The organism is Pseudomonas sp. Z2-11, assembly GCF_054161305.1.
On the sequence record NZ_CP096395.1, the window covers coordinates 872,943 to 890,028 of the forward strand.

Sequence of the window (17,086 nt, forward strand, 5' to 3'; positions counted from 1 at the left end):
TTCCTCTAGGTCATTGGGTTGAGAGCAGGGAATGCTGGCGCAGGAAATCGGCGGCAACGGCGGAAGGGCTTTCATGATCGACATCCACGCGGGCGTTGAGCTGGCGCATGGTTTCGTCGTCGAACAATTCGGCCAGTGGCTTGAGCTGCGCGGCCAGTTGCGGATGGGCGTCGAGGAAGGCCTGGCGCACCACTGGCGCGGCGGTGTAGTCGGGGAAATAGTGCTTGTCGTCTTCCAGCAGCTTCAGCTTGAACGCGTTCAGTCGGCCGTCGGTGGTGTACACCAGTCCGGCGAACACCTGGCTGTTGCGCAGGGCGGTGTAGACCAGGCCGGCGTCCATCTGCCGGATATTCTTGCGGGTCAGGTTCATGCCGTAGCGCTCGACCATGCCGGCCAGGCCGTCGGAACGGTTGGCGAACTCGGTGTCCAGCGCGACCAGGTGATTTTCCTCGGCCTCGGTCTGCAGCACCGTATTCAATTGGCTGATGGAATTGATCTGCGGGTACTTCTTCGCGACTTTCTCCGGCAGGGCCAAGGCGTAGGTGTTGCTGAATTTCGACGGCGCGAGCCAGACCAGGCCTTTTTTCGCGTCGAGTTCTTTCACCCGGGCGTAGGACTGGGCGCTGTCGAGTTTTTCCGTGACATGGTTGTAGGAAATCAGCGACACGCCGGTGTATTCCCAGAGTAAATCCAACTGCCCGGTTTCATGGGCGCTGCGGGCCAGGTTGCTGCCCAGCCCGCCAGTGACCTGTGCGTCGTAGCCCTTGTCGCGCAGGTATTGCGCGGTGATCTCGGCCAGCAGGGTCTGCTCGGTGAACACCCGGGCACCGAGGCGGATCAGCGGTTTTTCAGCGGCTTGGGCGAACCCCGCGAACAGCAGCAGGCAGCCCAGGATCAAGCTCAACTTCTTCATAATGATTCCTTTATCCAGCCAGGCTCAGGACGGTCGCAGACCGCGTTCCAGCCAGAGGCGGCTGGCCAGGGTTACCAGGCCGTCGAGCAGCAGCGCCAGCAAGGCGGTGCAGGCCGCGCCGAGCAGCAATTGCGGCTGATTGTTCAAGGCGATGCCGGGGAAAATCAGGCTGCCAAGGCTGTTGGCGCCGATCAGGAACGCCAGCGGTGCGGTGCCGACGTTGATCGCCAGGGCTACGCGCACGCCACCGACGATGATCGGCACGGCGTTGGGCAGTTCGACTTTCCACAACACCTGGCGCGGGGTCATGCCGATGCCGACGGCAGCTTCCTTGAGCGAGCCCTGGACATTTTTCAAGCCTTCATAGGTGTTGCGCACGATGGGCAACAGCGAGGCGAGGAACAGGGCGAAGATCGCCGGCCCGCTGCCGATGCCCAGGATACCCAGGGCAATGGCCAGCACGGCCAGGGGCGGCACGGTATTGCCGATGTTGAACACTTGCATGAAGCGTTCGGCGCGCCCGACCATGCCGGGGCGGCTGAGGGCGATGCCGGCGGGAATGCCGACGATCAGGGCCGCCAACATGGAAGCCAGTACAAGCATCAGGTGCGCTTGCAGGTAGAACAGCAGGTCGTCGCGGTAACGGTGGATCGTATCGATGCCGATCCAGTGGACCAACAGGGCCAGGAGGGCGACGACAACCGCCCCCCCGATAAGCCCTTTGCCATAGCGGATAGCCACAGGCGGACTCCTTTGTCTTTTTTTGTCGGCGCACGCTTTCCCGGGCGGCGGACCTTCATCGGTTGCCGGGAAAACGTTCGCGAGAAGCAGCTCTTTTCGATGCCGTCAAAACGGCTGTCGAAGCGAGCCATGAGCGCAGCCTCGTCAGGCTAACTTGCTGATTTTTCAGCCCCTGACGGTTGCTCGTATCAGGGTGGTGGACGCCTCCACGTGGCAAAAGGTTCCCATGTGCGGCAGCATCTGGCCACCCTTGATGTGCTCAACGGTTCGGTTCCTGGCACAAGTTGAGCTATAATCGCCGCCCTTTTTTGAATCACCTGCCAGGCGATTTCCCATGACCAAACAGGCCGCCGAAGTCGCGAAACGCCGCACTTTCGCCATCATTTCCCACCCCGATGCCGGTAAGACCACCATCACCGAAAAGCTCTTGCTGATGGGCAAGGCGATTGCGGTGGCCGGCACGGTGAAATCCCGCAAGTCCGACCGCCATGCCACCTCCGACTGGATGGAGATGGAAAAGCAGCGGGGTATCTCCATTACCACGTCGGTCATGCAGTTCCCGTATCGCGATCACATGATCAACCTGCTCGACACCCCGGGCCACGAAGACTTCTCCGAAGACACCTACCGCACGCTGACCGCGGTGGACTCGGCCTTGATGGTCCTCGACGGCGGTAAGGGCGTCGAGCCACGGACCATCGCGCTGATGGACGTCTGCCGTCTGCGGGACACGCCGATCGTCAGCTTTATCAACAAGCTCGACCGCGACATTCGCGACCCGATCGAACTGCTCGACGAAATCGAAGCGGTCCTAAAGATCAAGGCCGCGCCGATCACCTGGCCGATCGGTTGCTACCGCGACTTCAAGGGCGTTTACCACCTGGCCGACGACTACATCATCGTCTACACCGCCGGCCACGGTCATGAACGCACCGAAACCAAGATCATCGAGAAGCTCGACTCCGACGAGGCCCGCGCGCACCTGGGCGACGAATACGAGCGTTTTGTCGAGCAACTGGAGCTGGTGCAGGGCGCCTGCCATGAATTCAACCAGCAGGAATTTCTCGACGGCCAGCTGACCCCGGTGTTCTTCGGTACCGCCCTGGGCAACTTCGGCGTCGACCATGTGCTCGACGCCGTTGTCGACTGGGCCCCGCGGCCGCTGCCACGCGTTGCCAACGAGCGCACCGTGGAACCGGTGGAAGAGAAGTTCGCAGGCTTCGTGTTCAAGATCCAGGCGAACATGGACCCCAAGCACCGCGACCGTATCGCCTTCATGCGCATCTGCTCCGGCAAATACGAAAAAGGCATGAAGATGCGCCACGTGCGCACCGGCAAGGACGTGCGTATCGGCGACGCATTGACCTTCTTCTCCTCGGAGCGCGAGCAACTGGAAGAGGCCTTCGCCGGTGACATCATCGGCCTGCACAACCACGGCACCATCCAGATCGGCGACACCTTCACCGAAGGCGAAGCCCTGGGTTTTACCGGCATCCCGCATTTCGCCCCGGAACTGTTCCGCCGCGTACGCCTGAAGGACCCGCTCAAGTCCAAGCAATTGCGCCAGGGCCTCCAGCAGTTGGCCGAAGAGGGCGCCACCCAGGTGTTCTTCCCGGAGCGCAGCAACGACATCATCCTCGGCGCCGTCGGTGTGCTGCAGTTCGACGTCGTCGCCAGTCGCCTGAAAGAGGAATACAAGGTCGAGTGCTCCTACGAGCCGATCACCGTGTATTCCGCCCGCTGGATTGAATGCGACGACAAGAAAAAACTCGAGGAATTTTCCAACAAGGCCGTGGAAAACCTCGCGCTGGACGGCGGCGGCCACCTGACCTACCTGGCGCCAACACGGGTCAACCTCGCGCTGATGGAAGAGCGCTGGCCAGATGTGAAATTCCGCGCGACGCGCGAGCATCACTAAGCCCCAAGCGTCGAAACCGAAAACCTGTGGGAGCGAGCCTGCTCGCGAAAGCGGAGTGTCAGCCATATCCATTTTGGATGTGCCGCCGTCATCGCGAGCAAGCTCGCTCCCACATTGGTCCTATGCAGGTCGCCAATCTTCCAGTCATCCACAACCCCTGTGGGAGCGAGCTTGCTCGCGAAAGCGGTGGGTCAGCCTGCCTGGATGCCGGATGTGCGGGCCTCTTCGCGAGCAGGCTCGCTCCCACATTGGACCTTTTGGTGCCAGTGGGTTTGGGAATAAACCTTATTCGAAACCATTCTTTAGAAGAGCGGCATTTCTGGCTGTTCCATGGCGTCCTATCTGATGAACCGGTCTGTTCAGAACACGATTTTCCTGAGCACCGTCGGCCCCGGCTTTATCCGGTAAAGAAGGAATTGGCTATGAATAAGCTGCTGCGCATAATGTTTTTTCTAAAAGTGTTGGTGATGCTGTCCCTCGGTTCCACCGCTGCGTGGGCCGAATGCGATGAGCACGAGAAGCACGCGTCGAGTGGCTCGGTGGTTCAAGGCGAGTTGATGCTTGCCGCGACCGATGCGGACGCAGGCGATCCGGACGATGGCGAGGATGATGATGGTTCGCCGATTGACACGCCGGATGGCGATGAGGATGAAGAGGGCGACAGCCAGACGTAGATGCCCTGCATAAAAAACCCTCCAGCCCGAGTCGGTCTGGAGGGTTTTTTTATTTCCTGTGGCGAGGGAGCTTGCTCCCGCTGGGCCGCAAAGCGGACCCTCTTTTTGGGCCTGCTACGCAGTCCAGCGGGAGCAAGCTCCCTCGCCACAAAGGCTTTTCCGCCTTAAGTGCTTTTGCTGTCCTTTAGCCTTACGCCGCGCCGTCAAGAAACCGCTCGGCGTAGTGACACGCCACCAACCGGTTGTCGAGTGGCCGCAACGCCGGTTCTTCAGTCTTGCAACGCTCAGTCGCGTACGGGCAGCGCTTGTGGAAGGCGCAGCCGGACGGTGGGTTGAGCGGGTTGGGCAGTTCGCCGACGATCTTGATCTTCGGCTTGTTCGGGTCCGGATGGATGGTCGGGGTGGCCGACAGCAGCGCCTGGGTGTAGGGGTGCAATGGGCGGCTGTAGATGGACTCGTTGGGGCCCATTTCCACCGGGCGGCCGAGGTACATCACCATCACGTCGTCAGCGACGTGCTGCACCACCGCCAGGTTGTGGGAGATGAACACGTAGGCGGTATTGAACTCCTGTTGCAGATCCATGAACAGGTTCAGCACCTGCGCCTGGATCGACACGTCCAGCGCCGAGGTCGGTTCGTCCGCCACCAGCACCTTGGGCTGCAGCATCATGGCGCGGGCCAGGGCGATGCGCTGGCGCTGGCCGCCAGAGAACATATGCGGATAGCGCTGGTAATGCTCGGGGCGCAGGCCCACCTGCTTCATCATCGCCTGGACTTTGTCGCGACGCTCGGTGGCCGAGAGGTTGGTGTTGATGAGCAACGGCTCGGCCAGTTGATCACCGATTTTCTGCCGCGGGTTGAGGGACGCATAAGGACTCTGGAAGACCATCTGCACGTCTTTGCGCAGTTGCTTGCGCTCGGCCTTGTTGGCGCCGGCCACTTCCTGGCCGGCGATTTTCAAGGAACCGGCGGACGGCTCTTCGATCAGCGTCAGGGCCCGGGCGAGGGTGGATTTGCCGCAACCGGATTCACCCACCACGGCCAGGGTCTTGCCGGCTTCCAGTTCAAACGACACACCGTTGAGGGCGCGCACGGTCGCATGGCCCTTGAACATGCCACGGGACACTTCGTAATGACGGGTCAGGTCACGGGCGGTAAGTACGACGGCCATCACGCCACCTCCTGGTTCAACGGGTAGAAGCAGCGGGCGAGGCTGTTGGATTTCGGATCGAGCGCAGGGCGCTCCTGGCGGCAGTTGTCGCGCACGTACGGGCAGCGCGGCGACAGCAGGCAGCCTTGCGGGCGGTCGTAGCGACCGGGCACGATCCCCGGCAACGTCGCCAGACGCTCGGCGCCCATGCTGTGCTCCGGAATCGCCGCCAGCAGTGCTTCGCTGTACGGGTGGGCCGGGATGTCGAACAGCTGCGGCACCTGGCCCACTTCCACGGCCTGGCCGGCGTACATCACGCACACGCGCTGGGCGGTTTCAGCCACGACGGCGAGGTCATGGGTGATCAGCACCAGGCCCATGTCCTGCTCTTTCTGCAGGGCCAGCAGCAGGTCCATGATCTGCGCCTGGATGGTCACGTCCAGAGCGGTGGTCGGTTCGTCGGCGATCAACAGTTTCGGCTCGCCGGCAATCGCCATGGCAATTGCCACGCGCTGGCTCATGCCGCCGGACAGTTGATGCGGGTAGGCATCCATGCGGCTGGCGGCGCCCGGGATCTCGACTTTTTCCAGCAGTTCGATGGCGCGCTTGCGGGCGGCCTTGCCGGACAGCTTCAGATGCAGGCGCAGTACTTCTTCGATCTGGAAACCCACGGTGTAGCTGGGGTTGAGCGCGGTCATCGGGTCCTGAAAAACCATCGCCAGGTCCTTGCCGACGATCTGCCGGCGCTGGCGGTTGCTCAGCTTGAGCATGTTCTTGCCGTCGAAGTTCAGCGCATCGGCGGTAACGATGCCGGGGTGCTCGATCAGGCCCATCAGCGCCATCATGGTCACGGATTTACCCGAGCCCGATTCGCCGACGATCGCCAGGACCTCGCCTTTATCCACGCTCAGGTCCAGGCCGTCGACCACCGGCACGGCGGTGGCGTCGCCGAAGCGGACGTTGAGATTCTTGATTTCTAGCAATGACATGGGAATCTCCTCAGGCGGCATTCTTGAGTTTCGGGTCCAGCGCATCGCGCAGACCGTCGCCCATCAGGTTGATTGCCAGCACGCTGAGCAAAATGGTCAAGCCAGGCAGGCTCACAACCCACCAGGCGCGTTCGATGTAGTCGCGGGCGGAGGCCAGCATGGTGCCCCATTCAGGGGTCGGCGGTTGCACGCCGAGGCCGAGGAAGCCCAGGGCGGCGGCGTCGAGGATCGCCGAGGAGAAGCTCAGGGTCGCCTGGACGATCAGCGGTGCCATGCAGTTGGGCAGCACGGTGATGAACATCAGGCGCGGCAGGCCGGCACCGGCCAGGCGGGCGGCGGTCACGTAGTCGCGGTTCAGCTCGCCCATCACGGCGGCGCGGGTCAGGCGCACGTAGGACGGCAACGAGACGATGGCGATGGCGATCACAGTGTTGATCAGGCCTGGGCCGAGGATGGCGACGATCGCCACGGCCAGCAGCAGCGAGGGCAGGGCGAGCATGATGTCCATCAGGCGCATGATGGTCGGGCCGAGGATGCGCGGGAAGAACCCGGCGAGCAGCCCCAGCAGGATGCCCGGGATCAGCGACATCACCACCGACGACAAGCCGATCAGCAGCGACAGCCGCGAACCCTGGATCAGGCGCGAGAGCAAATCACGGCCCAGTTCGTCGGTGCCCAGCAGGAACTGCATCTGCCCGCCTTCGAGCCATGCCGGCGGCGTCAGCAGAAAGTCGCGGTATTGCTCGCTCGGGTCGTGCGGCGCGACCCACGGGGCGAAGAGTGCGCAGAACACGATCAGGATCATGAACATCAGCCCGGCGACGGCGCCCTTGTTGCGGGAAAACGCCTGCCAGAATTCTTTGTACGGGGACGGGTACAGCAGGCTTTGATCGACTGCTACCGCGGTAGTTGGAGTACTCATGGTCTTGATCTCAGCGCTGGTGACGGATACGTGGGTTGGCAAAGCCGTAGAGAATGTCCACGACGAAGTTGACCAGAATCACCAGGCAGGCGATTAACAGGATGCCGTTCTGCACCACGGGATAGTCCCGGGCGCCGATGGCTTCGATCAGCCACTTGCCGATGCCCGGCCAGGAGAAGATCGTTTCGGTCAGGACCGCGCCGGCCAGCAGCGTGCCGACTTGCAGGCCGACCACGGTCAACACCGGGATCAGCGCGTTGCGCAGGCCGTGCACGAACACCACGCGCGATGGCGACAGACCCTTGGCCTTGGCGGTGCGGATGTAGTCCTCGCGCAGCACTTCGAGCATCGAGGAACGGGTCATGCGGGCGATCACCGCCAGCGGAATGGTGCCCAGCACGATGGCCGGCAGGATCAGGTGATGCAACGCGTCGAGGAACGCGCCCGGCTCATCGGCCAGCAGCGTGTCGATCAGCATGAAGCCGGTTTTCGGCTCGATGTCGTAGAGCAGGTCGATCCGTCCCGACACCGGTGTCCAGCCCAGGGACACGGAGAAGAACATGATCAGGATCAGGCCCCACCAGAAGATCGGCATCGAATACCCCGCCAGGGAGATGCCCATCACCCCATGGTCGAACAGGGATCCTCGCTTGAGTGCCGCGATCACCCCGGCCAGCAGGCCGAGGATACCGGCGAACAGCAGCGCGGCCAGGGACAGTTCCAGGGTCGCGGGAAACAGTGAGCTGAACTCGGTCCATACGCTTTCACGGGTGCGCAGCGATTCGCCAAGATCGCCCTGGGCCAGTTTGCCGATGTAGTCCAGGTACTGGGCATACAGCGGTTTGTTCAGGCCAAGGCGTTCCATTGCCTGAGCATGCATTTCGGGATCGACCCGACGTTCGCCCATCATCACTTCCACGGGGTCGCCGGGGATCATGCGAATCAACGCGAAGGTCAGCAAGGTGATGCCGAAGAACGTGGGAATCAGTAATCCCAGTCGGCGGGCAATAAAACTAAACATCTTCAGGTGTACCTCATCAGCCGGTTAGGCGTGCCCGGCAATCCTTTGGTGAAGGTTGCCGGGCGTTTTCTTATCTACTTCACCTGGGTGGTGGCGAAGTTGTTGGTGGTGAGCGGGCTAATCACATAGCCCTCTACGTTCTTGCGCATTGCCGTGAACATGCGGGTGTGGGCCATGCTGATCCATGGCTGGTCCTGGTTGAAAATCACCTGGGCCTGCTCATAGAGCCTGGCGCGCTCCTCGGGGTTCACTGTGGCGCGTGCCTGGTCGAGCAGCGCCTGGAATTTCTCGTTGCACCAGCGCGCGTAGTTTTCGCCGTTCTTGGCGGCTTCGCAACTGAGCATAGGCGTCAGGAAATTATCCGGGTCGCCGTTATCGCCCGCCCATCCGGCGGAAACCATGTCGTGCTCGCCGTTTTTCGCGCGTTTGAGCATTTCGCCCCATTCCATCACGCGGATATCGACCTTGATCCCGACTTTCGCGAGGTCGGCCTGCATCATTTGCGCGCCGAGCATCGGGTTGGGGTTGGTCGGACCGCCGCCGTTGCGGGTGAACAGGGTAAACACGGTGCCTTCCGGCACGCCGGCTTCCTTGAGCAACTGGCGCGCCTTGTCGAGGTCGCGGGTCGGGTTCTTCAGGTCGTGGTTGTAACCCAGCAGCGTCGGCGGGTAAGGGTTGACTGCGGCGGTGGCGTTACCCTTGCCGAACAGCGCGTTGACGTAGGCTTCCTTGTCGAAGGCCAGGTCGATGGCTTTGCGCACCCGCACGTCGCTCATGTATTTGTGGCTGGTGTTCAGGGCGGTGTAGGAAACGGTCATCGCATCCAGCTCGGTGACCTTCAGGTTCGGGTCTTTCTTGATGCTGGGGATATCGTCCGGTTTCGGGTACAGCGCAATCTGGCACTCGTTGGTCTTGAGTTTTTGCATGCGCACATTGTTGTCGGTGGCGATCGCCAGCACCAGCGCATCGGCCGGCGGCTTGCCCCGGAAGTAGTCCGGGTTGGCCTTGAAGCGAACCTGGGCGTCTTTGTTGTAGCGCTGGAAGATGAACGGCCCGGTGCCGATCGGCTTGTTGTTCAGCTCGCCGGCCTTGCCTGCCTTGAGCAACTGGTCGGCGTATTCGGCCGGGTAAATCGAGGAGAACGCCATGGCGATGTCGGCCAGGAACGGTGCTTCGCGGCGGGTCAGGGTGAACTTGACCGTGTGCTCGTCGACTTTTTCGACGTTTTTGAGCAGTTCCTTGAAACCCATGCTTTCAAAGTACGGGAAACCCACGCTCGACAGTTTGTGCCACGGGTGATTCGGGTCCAGCTGGCGCTGGAAGCTCCAGACCACGTCGTCGGCGTTCATGTCGCGGGTCGGCTTGAAGTAATCGGTGGTGTGGAACTTGACGCCTTTGCGCAGGTGGAAGGTATACGTCAGGCCGTCGTCGCTGATGTCCCAGGACTCGGCCAGGGCAGGAATCACTTCGGTGGTGCCGGGCTTGAAGTCGGCCAGGCGGTTAAAGATCGTTTCGGCCACGGCGTCGGCGGTGACTGCAGTCGTGTACTGGACCATGTCGAAGCCTTCCGGGCTGGCTTCTGTGCAAACCACCAGGGGTTTGGCCGTGGCGCCAACGGCAACACTCAGCAGTGCGGCGGCAATGGCGGCGCGTAGGGGGTTCATGTTCATCGTCAATCCTCTGCAATCGGTTGAACGGCAAAAAACCGAACGGTCAACCTTGTGGGTCGACCGTCGGTGGAAAGGTTAGAGAATGTTGAACGGGATGGTGGTGACCAGGCGGAATTCGTTGATGTTGCCATCAGCCTGGTTTTCGCTGGCGCGGTGTGTGGTGTAGGTCGCACGAATCGCGGTGGCCTTGAGCGGGCCGCTCTGCACGGCGTAGGAGGCGCCGATGCCATATTCGTAGTGAGTTTCGCCGTCCATCAGGCTCAGGTCGCCGCGCTGCTTACCTGGATCGGTGTAGGCAGTGCCACGGTAATGCGTGCCGTCAATGCCCCAGCCACGTGCCTGGTAGATGTTGAACTTCAGGCCGGGCACGCCGTACTCGGCCATGTTCAGGCCGTAGGCGATCTGGAACGATTTCTCGTTCGGGCTGTTGAAGTCGGACAGCAAGGAGTTGGCCAGGTAGATGCCGTTGGTTTCGTGCAGGTAGTCGAAGTATTCGTCGCCGTTCACTTCCTGGTAGGAGAACGTCAGGCTGTGGGCCTGGTGAGCAAGGCCGAGGGACAGGGAGTAGGTATCGTTGTCGATATTCCCCATCAGTTTTTTGCCTTCGTCGACGGTTTTGTAATAATTCAGGCTGGTGGTCAGGCTGAGCACCTGGCTATCGCCCAGTTCATGGGTGGCGCCGAAGTAGTATTGGTTCCAGAAGTCTTCGACCTTGGCGCCATACAGGCTGGTTTTCAGGCTCTTAAACGGCTGGTAGTTGACGCCGGCGGTATAGACCTTGTCGGTTTCCACGCCAGTGGCGGAATACTCGGTGCGAAATTTCGACAGGCTCTGCTCGGTTCGTGGCGAAACGCGATCGAAGCCGGCCAGATCGAACGACAGGTTGTTGAATTCTTCACTGTGCAGGCTGATACCTTCGAAGCTCGAAGGCAATGCACGGTTGCCGATGACGTCGATGATCGGCGTACTGAAATTCTGGCGACCCGCGGTCAGCGTCGTGTTCGATACGCGGAACTTGGCGTTGGCCAGGCCCAGTTTGCTCCACTGGTCCACGGCATCGCCGTTGGAGTCCGCCAGGGTGCGGTTGGAGCCACCGGCGATGTGCTTGCGATCCCGGTCCAGCACGATAGCGTTGTAGGCGGCGACTTCGGTGCTGACGCCGACGGTGCCCTGGGTAAAGCCCGAGGTGTAGTTGACGATGGTGCCTTGGACCCAGTTGATACGACGAGCAATCGGCGTCGCTGGCACGGTAGGGTCATTTTTTACGCTATTTGGCTTGTAGCTGAATCGGTCGTCGCGGCGTTTCAACTCGTTGGAGTACCAGTTACGCGTCGTGCCTCCCAGGCTTTGGCCGTCGATGAAACCTTTTGCTTCGCTTTGGGCGCTGCTGTCGGCCAGCGCGGTAGGAACGAATTCCTGACTGACAGATTCAGCGTAAGCCGTGGCCGTAACGCTGCTGATGGCCAGGGCCAGTATCGCGGTGCTGCTCAGTTTCATAGGTAACGCTCCTTTTTCTTTCTTTTTTATGCCGTTCTTTTTCGGTGATACGGCTATTGGTTTACAACTCATTTGCAGCTTGCAAACGTTTGCCAGGCGCTTGATCGGCGAATTAAGGCAAAACGCTGGCGGAGGGCTTCCAAAGGAAGCCCTCGCTGCATGGCTAAACGGTTATGGGTTCAGGCTGACGCCCGAGAAGACGTTGCGACCGAAGGGGCTGACCTTGAACCCTTCGACTTTGGCACTCAGCGGCTGGTTGACCGTCGAGTGGGCGATCGGCGTGATCGGCACTTGCTGCTTGAGCAACTGCTGGGCCTGTTTATAGAGCACGGTGCGCTGCTCGCGGTCGGTGACGATCTTGGCCTGCTTGATCAGCTTGTCGTAGTCCTGGTCACACCATTGGGAGTAGTTGTTGCCGCCAATGGCGTCGCAGCTGTACAGCGTGCCCATCCAGTTGTCCGGGTCCCCATTGTCGCCGGTCCAGCCGATCAGGTTGATGTCGTGCTCGCCGTTCTTGGTGCGCTTGATGTACTCGCCCCATTCGTAGGTGACGATCTTCACCTTCAAACCGATCTTCGCCCAGTCGGACTGGAGCATTTCGGCCATCAGCTTGGCGTTGGGGTTGTACGGGCGTTGCACGGGCATGGCCCAGAGGGTGATTTCGGTGCCTTCCTTGACCCCGGCGGCCTTGAGCAGCTCCTTGGCTTTTTCAGGGTCGTAGGGAGCGTCCTTGATCGTGTCGTCGTAGGACCATTGGGTTGGCGGCATGGAGTTTTGCGCCAACTGCCCCGCGCCCTGGTACACGGCGTTGAGAATGCCCTGCTTGTTCACCGCCATGTCCAGCGCCCGGCGTACTTCGACCTGGTCGAAGGGTTTGTGGCGAACGTTATAGGCGATATAGCCAAGGTTGAAACCGGGCTTCTCGATCAGTTGCAGCTTGGGATCGTTCTTCAGCGCCGGCACATCGGCCGGGCGTGGATGCAGGGTAATCTGGCATTCGTTGGCCTTGAGCTTCTGCACCCGCACCGACGCATCGGTGTTGATCGAGAAGATCAGGTTGTCCAGCTTGACCCGCTCAGGCGCCCAGTACTGCTTGTTGGCGACGTAGCGGATGTTGGAGTCTTTCTGGTAGCTCTTGAACTCGAAAGCCCCGGTGCCGATCGGCTTCTGGTTGATGTCGCTCGGCTTGCCGCTAGTGAGCAGCTTGTCGGCGTACTCGGCCGAAAGGATCGAGGCGAAGCTCATGGCGATGTTCTGGATGAATGCGGCGTCCACGCTGTTGAGCGTCATGACCACCGTCAGCGGTCCTGTCGCTTCGACCTTCGCGATGTTCTTGTTCAGGCTCATGCCGTTGAAGTACGGGAACTCGGTGGGGTAGGCCTTGCGAAACGGATGCTGCGGATCGAGCATGCGGTTGAAGGTGAACAGCACATCGTCGGCATTGAAATCCCGGGTCGGCGTGAAGTAGTCGGTGGTGTGGAACTTCACCCCTTCGCGCAGGTGGAAGGTGTATTTCAAGCCGTCTTCGGAAATGTCCCAGCTCGTCGCCAGGCCCGGCACGACATTGGTCGCGCCTTTTTCAAACTCGGCCAGGCGGTTGTACAGCGGTTCGGCGGCATCGTTGTCGGTCGCGGTGGTGTATTGCGCGGTGTCGAAACCGGCAGGGCTGCCTTCGGAACAGAACACCAAGCTGCCGCCGGCAGCCTGGGCCGCGGATGTAGCGGCCAGCAGGCCGGTGCCCAGCAATGCGGATAAAACCAAGGTATGGCGCATGACGCTCCCTCTCTCGTTCGGGGTGTTTGACAGTGAACCGGTGTCCTTCCAGTGACAGGGCCGGGGCACTGGGCTCATTCCAATGCGTGAACAGCGCTGCCGCAGGATTGGCAAAACCTCCAGCCCCGACGGTATGAGTCGTGTGCCAGGCGGTATATGCGCAATGCCTGAAAGACTTGTGGGAAAAGGCGACACGTCCTAAACCAACTGCTGTGGTACGCAGTGCTTTTGGATGTAGGCAATTTCCAAGTCTTTGTCTCGGCAGATAAAGCAACGGCGACGTTGGAAACGCCGCCGTTGATTACCTTTATTTGCTGACGCTGACGCCGTAGAAGGAGTTCAAGCCAAAGGGGCTGATCTTGAAGTCCTGCACGTTGGCGCGCATGGGTTGATACACCGTCGAGTGAGCGATAGGTGTCATCGGTACGGCGTCCTTGAGGACGTGTTGCGCCTGTTTGTAGAGGTCGGTGCGCTTGGCCTGGTCGGTGGTGCGCTTGGCTTCCTTGACGAGGCCGTCGAACTTCTTGTCGCACCATTTGGAGAAGTTGTTGCCTTGCAGCGAGTCGCAGCCAAACAACACGTTGAGCCAGTTGTCCGGGTCACCGTTATCACCGCTCCAGCCGATGATCATGGCCTGGTTCTCGCCGCCCTTGGAACGCTTGATGTACTCGCCCCACTCATAGCTGGTGATCTTGACCTTCAGGCCGATCTTGGACCAGTCGTTCTGCAGCATTTCCGCCATCAGTTTGGCGTTCGGGTTGTACGGACGCTGAACCGGCATGGCCCACAGAACGATCTCTGTGCCTTCCTTGACGCCGGCTTCCTTGAGCAGAGCCTTGGCTTTTTCAGGGTCGTATTTGGCATCTTTGATGGTGGTGTCGTAGGACCATTGGGTCGGAGGCATGGCGTTGACCGCCAGTTGTCCCGCACCTTGGTACACCGAGTCGATGATCTGTTGCTTGTTTACAGCCATGTCCAAGGCTTGACGAACGCGCAGGTCAGCCAACGGGTTGGGCTTGTCGTCGCCTTTGACTTTTTCCATCACGTTGTAAGCTACATAACCCAGGTTGAAACCCGCCTGGTCAGGCATCTTCAGCGCTTTGTCGTCCTTGAGGGCCTTGAGGTCGGCCGGGCGTGGGAAGAGGGTGATCTGGCACTCGTTCTTCTTCAGCTTCTGGATACGCACCGACGGGTCGGTGGTGATGGCGAAGATCAGGTTGTCGATCTTCACGTCTTCAGGCTTCCAATAGTCCTTGTTGCCGGTATAACGGATGTTGGAGTCTTTCTGGTAGCTCTTGAACACGAACGGGCCGGTGCCGATCGGCTTCTGGTTGATGTCGGCAGGCTTGCCGTCCTTGAGCAGCTGGGCGGCGTACTCGGCGGACTGGATCGAGGCGAAGCTCATGGCCAGGTTCTGGATGAACGCGGCGTCGACATCCTTGAGGGTGAACTTGACGGTGTGGTCGTCGACTTTATCGACCTTGGTGATGTTGGTGTCCATCCCCATGTCGGTGAAGTACGGGAATTCGGTTGGGTACGCCTTACGGAACGGATCGTCCTTGTTGATCATGCGGTTGAACGTGAACAGCACGTCATCGGCATTAAATTCACGGGTCGGCTTGAAATACGGGGTGGTGTGGAACTTGACGCCGTCACGCAGATGGAACGTGTAGGTCAGGCCGTCTTCGGAAATGTCCCACTTGGTGGCCAGGCCAGGAATCACGGCGGTACCGCCGCGCTCAAACTGGGTCAGGCGGTTGAACATGGTTTCTGCAGAGGCATCGAAGTCGGTTCCGGTGGTGTACTGACCAGGGTCAAAACCGGCCGGGCTGCCTTCGGAGCAGAACACCAGGTTAGTCGCGGCGGAAGCGAAAGGAGCGCTGGCTAACAAGCCTGCGCCGACTAAAAACGGAATGACCGCGTGTTTAAGCATGTTGGCCTCATGATTTGTTGTCATTTTTGGATTTGAGGGCGACCTCGTGAGTCGTCCTGCGGATACTTATGCAGGCCCCATACCCAATGCAAGATCCAGAGCGGTTTCAAGTCTGAAACAGTGGCACGTACGTACCTTAATGTCGCATCTTTATAACTTTTGACGCATTTTAACGTTTGCGCAGGTTTTTTTGGGGCAAGCGGCGCTCCGTGCCGGTGCGCTGCGAGGCTGCAACGCACCGGCCTGGGGCGGGTTTTACTTGTTCAAACCCACGCCGTAGAAGGGTGTAAGCCCGAACGGGCTGAGCTTGAAATCCACCACTTCCTTGCGTATCGGCTGGAACACCGTCGAGTTGGCGATGGGCGTGATGGGCACCTGCTGCTTGAGGATTTTCTGCGCCTGGCGGTACAGGTCGATGCGTTGTTGGCGGTCGGTCGAGACCTTGGCCTGCTGGACCAGCCGGTCGTAGGCCGGGTCGCACCACTTGGCGTAGTTGCTGCCCTTGACCGCCGCGCAGCTGTACAGCACGCCGAGCCAATTGTCCGGATCGCCGTTGTCGCCGGTCCAGCCGTAGATCATCGCGTCGTGGTCGCCATTCTTGGCGCGCTTGATGTACTCCCCCCATTCGTAGCTGACGATGTTGGCCTTGATGCCAACTTTGGCCCAGTCCTGCTGGATCATTTGCGCAGACATTCGCGCATTGGGGTTGGAGGCGCGCTGCACCGTCATTGCCCATAAATCAATGGTTGTACCGGGCGCAACCCCGGCTTCCTTGAGGAGCGCCTTGGCCTTGGTTACGTCATGGGGCGCATCCTGGATCGCCGGGTCGAACGACCATTGAGCCGGGGGCAAGGCGTTCTGCGCCAGCTGCCCGGCGCCCTGATACACGGCCTTGATGATCGCCGGCTTGTCGATGGCCATGTCCAGCGCCTGACGGACCTTGAGCTGGTCCAGCGGCGGATGCGTCAGGTTATAGGCGAGGAAACCCAGGTTGAAACCGGGCTGCCTGAGCACGCGCAGGTTCGGGTCCTGCTCCATCACTTCGATGTCGGCCGGACGCGGATAACCGCTGACCTGGCATTCGCCGCGCTTGAGCTTTTGCAGGCGCACGGCAGCGTCCGGGGTAATGGAAAAAATCAGGTTGTCGAGCTTCACGTCCTCGGGTTTCCAGTACGCGGTGTTGGCGGCGTAGCGGATCTGCGAATCCTTCTGATAGCGCTTGAACACAAACGGCCCGGTGCCGATGGGCTTCTGGTTGAGGTCGCCGGCCTTGCCTTCCTTCAATAGCTGCGCTGCGTACTCGGCGGACTGCACCGAGGCAAAACTCATCGCCAGGTTCTGCACGAATGCGGCGTCGACGTTGTTCAGGCTGAAGCGCACGGTGTGCTCGTCGATTTTTTCGACGCTTTTGATCGTGGTGTTCAGGCCCATGTCGGTGAAGTACGGCGACTCGGTGGGGTAGGCCTGACGGAACGGGTGTTGCGGATCGAGCAGGCGCTGGAACGTGAACAGCACGTCGTCGGCGTTGAAGTCGCGGCTCGGGGTGAAATAGTCGGTGGTATGAAACTTCACACCCTCGCGCAGGTGGAAGGTGTAGGCCAGGCCATCGGCGGATACCTCCCAGCTCGACGCCAACCCGGGCTCGACTTCGGTGCCGCCGCGCTTGAACTGGGTGAGGCGGTTGAAGACGGTTTCGGCCGAGGCATCGAAGTCGGTGCCGCTGGTGTATTGGCTGGGATCGAAGCCGGCGGGGCTGGCTTCGGAGCAATAGACCAGGGTGGTCGCGGCCTGGGCCAGTGGGGCGCCGCTGATCAGGGCGAGCGTGAGCAAGAGGGGCTTGAAGGTGGTTCTGTCCATGAAATCCCTTAGGGCTTGATGACGGTTT

Annotated in this window: 13 protein-coding genes; 2 read left to right on the forward strand and 11 right to left on the reverse strand. The window is 60.6% G+C overall.

Features of this window, described 5'->3' with window-relative positions; genetic code table 11:
- Window positions 1-10 precede the first annotated feature (10 nt).
- Entirely contained in the window at window positions 11-913 is a 903-nt protein-coding gene (locus M1E16_RS03760) for a glycine betaine ABC transporter substrate-binding protein (RefSeq protein WP_458129240.1), read from the reverse strand.
- Between the two features lie 24 nt (window positions 914-937).
- Window positions 938-1,654: an ABC transporter permease gene (locus M1E16_RS03765; protein WP_186612146.1), complete on the reverse strand. Its 717-nt coding sequence runs from the start codon at window positions 1,652-1,654 to the stop codon at window positions 938-940.
- A 334-nt stretch (window positions 1,655-1,988) separates the two neighbouring features.
- Between M1E16_RS03765 and M1E16_RS03770 the strand changes: the two genes are divergently transcribed.
- Together M1E16_RS03770 and M1E16_RS03775 are read left to right on the forward strand one after the other, a co-directional pair.
- Window positions 1,989-3,572, forward strand: a complete 1,584-nt coding sequence (locus M1E16_RS03770) for a peptide chain release factor 3 (protein WP_305496861.1) — start codon at window positions 1,989-1,991, stop codon at window positions 3,570-3,572.
- A gap of 422 nt (window positions 3,573-3,994) precedes the next feature.
- A complete protein-coding gene (locus M1E16_RS03775) occupies window positions 3,995-4,246 on the forward strand; it encodes a hypothetical protein (RefSeq protein ID WP_458129241.1) in 252 nt (83 codons plus the stop codon).
- A 190-nt stretch (window positions 4,247-4,436) separates the two neighbouring features.
- On the opposite strand, the gene M1E16_RS03780 is transcribed toward M1E16_RS03775, so the two are convergent.
- The 9 genes from M1E16_RS03780 to M1E16_RS03820 all read right to left on the reverse strand — a co-directional run bounded on the left by M1E16_RS03780 (window position 4,437) and on the right by M1E16_RS03820 (window position 17,058).
- Complete coding sequence (locus M1E16_RS03780) at window positions 4,437-5,417, reverse strand: peptide ABC transporter ATP-binding protein (protein ID WP_305496858.1); 981 nt, start codon at window positions 5,415-5,417, stop codon at window positions 4,437-4,439.
- Window positions 5,417-6,385, reverse strand: a complete 969-nt coding sequence (locus M1E16_RS03785) for an ABC transporter ATP-binding protein (RefSeq protein WP_434653691.1) — start codon at window positions 6,383-6,385, stop codon at window positions 5,417-5,419. Before M1E16_RS03785 ends, M1E16_RS03780 begins: the two co-directional genes overlap by 1 nt.
- A 10-nt stretch (window positions 6,386-6,395) precedes the next feature.
- Window positions 6,396-7,307: an ABC transporter permease subunit gene (locus tag M1E16_RS03790; RefSeq protein WP_458129242.1), complete on the reverse strand. Its 912-nt coding sequence runs from the start codon at window positions 7,305-7,307 to the stop codon at window positions 6,396-6,398.
- 10 nt (window positions 7,308-7,317) lie between these two features.
- A complete protein-coding gene (locus tag M1E16_RS03795) occupies window positions 7,318-8,328 on the reverse strand; it encodes an ABC transporter permease subunit (protein ID WP_305496852.1) in 1,011 nt (336 codons plus the stop codon).
- A gap of 74 nt (window positions 8,329-8,402) precedes the next feature.
- The gene (locus M1E16_RS03800) at window positions 8,403-9,998 is read right to left on the reverse strand and encodes an ABC transporter substrate-binding protein (protein WP_458129243.1); all 1,596 of its coding nucleotides are present in this window, start codon (window positions 9,996-9,998) and stop codon (window positions 8,403-8,405) included.
- Between the two features lie 75 nt (window positions 9,999-10,073).
- On the reverse strand, window positions 10,074-11,495 hold the full coding sequence (locus tag M1E16_RS03805; RefSeq protein ID WP_458129244.1) for an OprD family porin: 1,422 nt from the start codon (window positions 11,493-11,495) through the stop codon (window positions 10,074-10,076).
- 171 nt (window positions 11,496-11,666) lie between these two features.
- Window positions 11,667-13,268 carry an ABC transporter substrate-binding protein gene (locus tag M1E16_RS03810; protein ID WP_434569832.1) on the reverse strand — a complete coding sequence of 534 codons (1,602 nt, stop codon included), beginning with the start codon at window positions 13,266-13,268 and terminating at the stop codon, window positions 11,667-11,669.
- 307 nt (window positions 13,269-13,575) lie between these two features.
- Window positions 13,576-15,201, reverse strand: a complete 1,626-nt coding sequence (locus M1E16_RS03815) for an ABC transporter substrate-binding protein (protein WP_434695882.1) — start codon at window positions 15,199-15,201, stop codon at window positions 13,576-13,578.
- 255 nt (window positions 15,202-15,456) lie between these two features.
- Window positions 15,457-17,058, reverse strand: a complete 1,602-nt coding sequence (locus tag M1E16_RS03820) for an ABC transporter substrate-binding protein (protein ID WP_458129245.1) — start codon at window positions 17,056-17,058, stop codon at window positions 15,457-15,459.
- Window positions 17,059-17,086 lie beyond the last annotated feature (28 nt).

Coding starts and splice junctions, on each gene's coding strand:
- M1E16_RS03760 (WP_458129240.1), bottom strand. CDS start 913: ATGAAGAAGTTGAGCTTGATCCTGGGCTGCCTGCTGCTGTTCGCGGGG.
- M1E16_RS03770 (WP_305496861.1), top strand. CDS start 1,989: ATGACCAAACAGGCCGCCGAAGTCGCGAAACGCCGCACTTTCGCCATC.
- M1E16_RS03775 (WP_458129241.1), top strand. CDS start 3,995: ATGAATAAGCTGCTGCGCATAATGTTTTTTCTAAAAGTGTTGGTGATG.
- M1E16_RS03780 (WP_305496858.1), bottom strand. CDS start 5,417: ATGGCCGTCGTACTTACCGCCCGTGACCTGACCCGTCATTACGAAGTG.
- M1E16_RS03785 (WP_434653691.1), bottom strand. CDS start 6,385: ATGTCATTGCTAGAAATCAAGAATCTCAACGTCCGCTTCGGCGACGCC.
- M1E16_RS03790 (WP_458129242.1), bottom strand. CDS start 7,307: ATGAGTACTCCAACTACCGCGGTAGCAGTCGATCAAAGCCTGCTGTAC.
- M1E16_RS03795 (WP_305496852.1), bottom strand. CDS start 8,328: ATGTTTAGTTTTATTGCCCGCCGACTGGGATTACTGATTCCCACGTTC.
- M1E16_RS03800 (WP_458129243.1), bottom strand. CDS start 9,998: ATGAACATGAACCCCCTACGCGCCGCCATTGCCGCCGCACTGCTGAGT.
- M1E16_RS03805 (WP_458129244.1), bottom strand. CDS start 11,495: ATGAAACTGAGCAGCACCGCGATACTGGCCCTGGCCATCAGCAGCGTT.
- M1E16_RS03810 (WP_434569832.1), bottom strand. CDS start 13,268: ATGCGCCATACCTTGGTTTTATCCGCATTGCTGGGCACCGGCCTGCTG.
- M1E16_RS03815 (WP_434695882.1), bottom strand. CDS start 15,201: ATGCTTAAACACGCGGTCATTCCGTTTTTAGTCGGCGCAGGCTTGTTA.
- M1E16_RS03820 (WP_458129245.1), bottom strand. CDS start 17,058: ATGGACAGAACCACCTTCAAGCCCCTCTTGCTCACGCTCGCCCTGATC.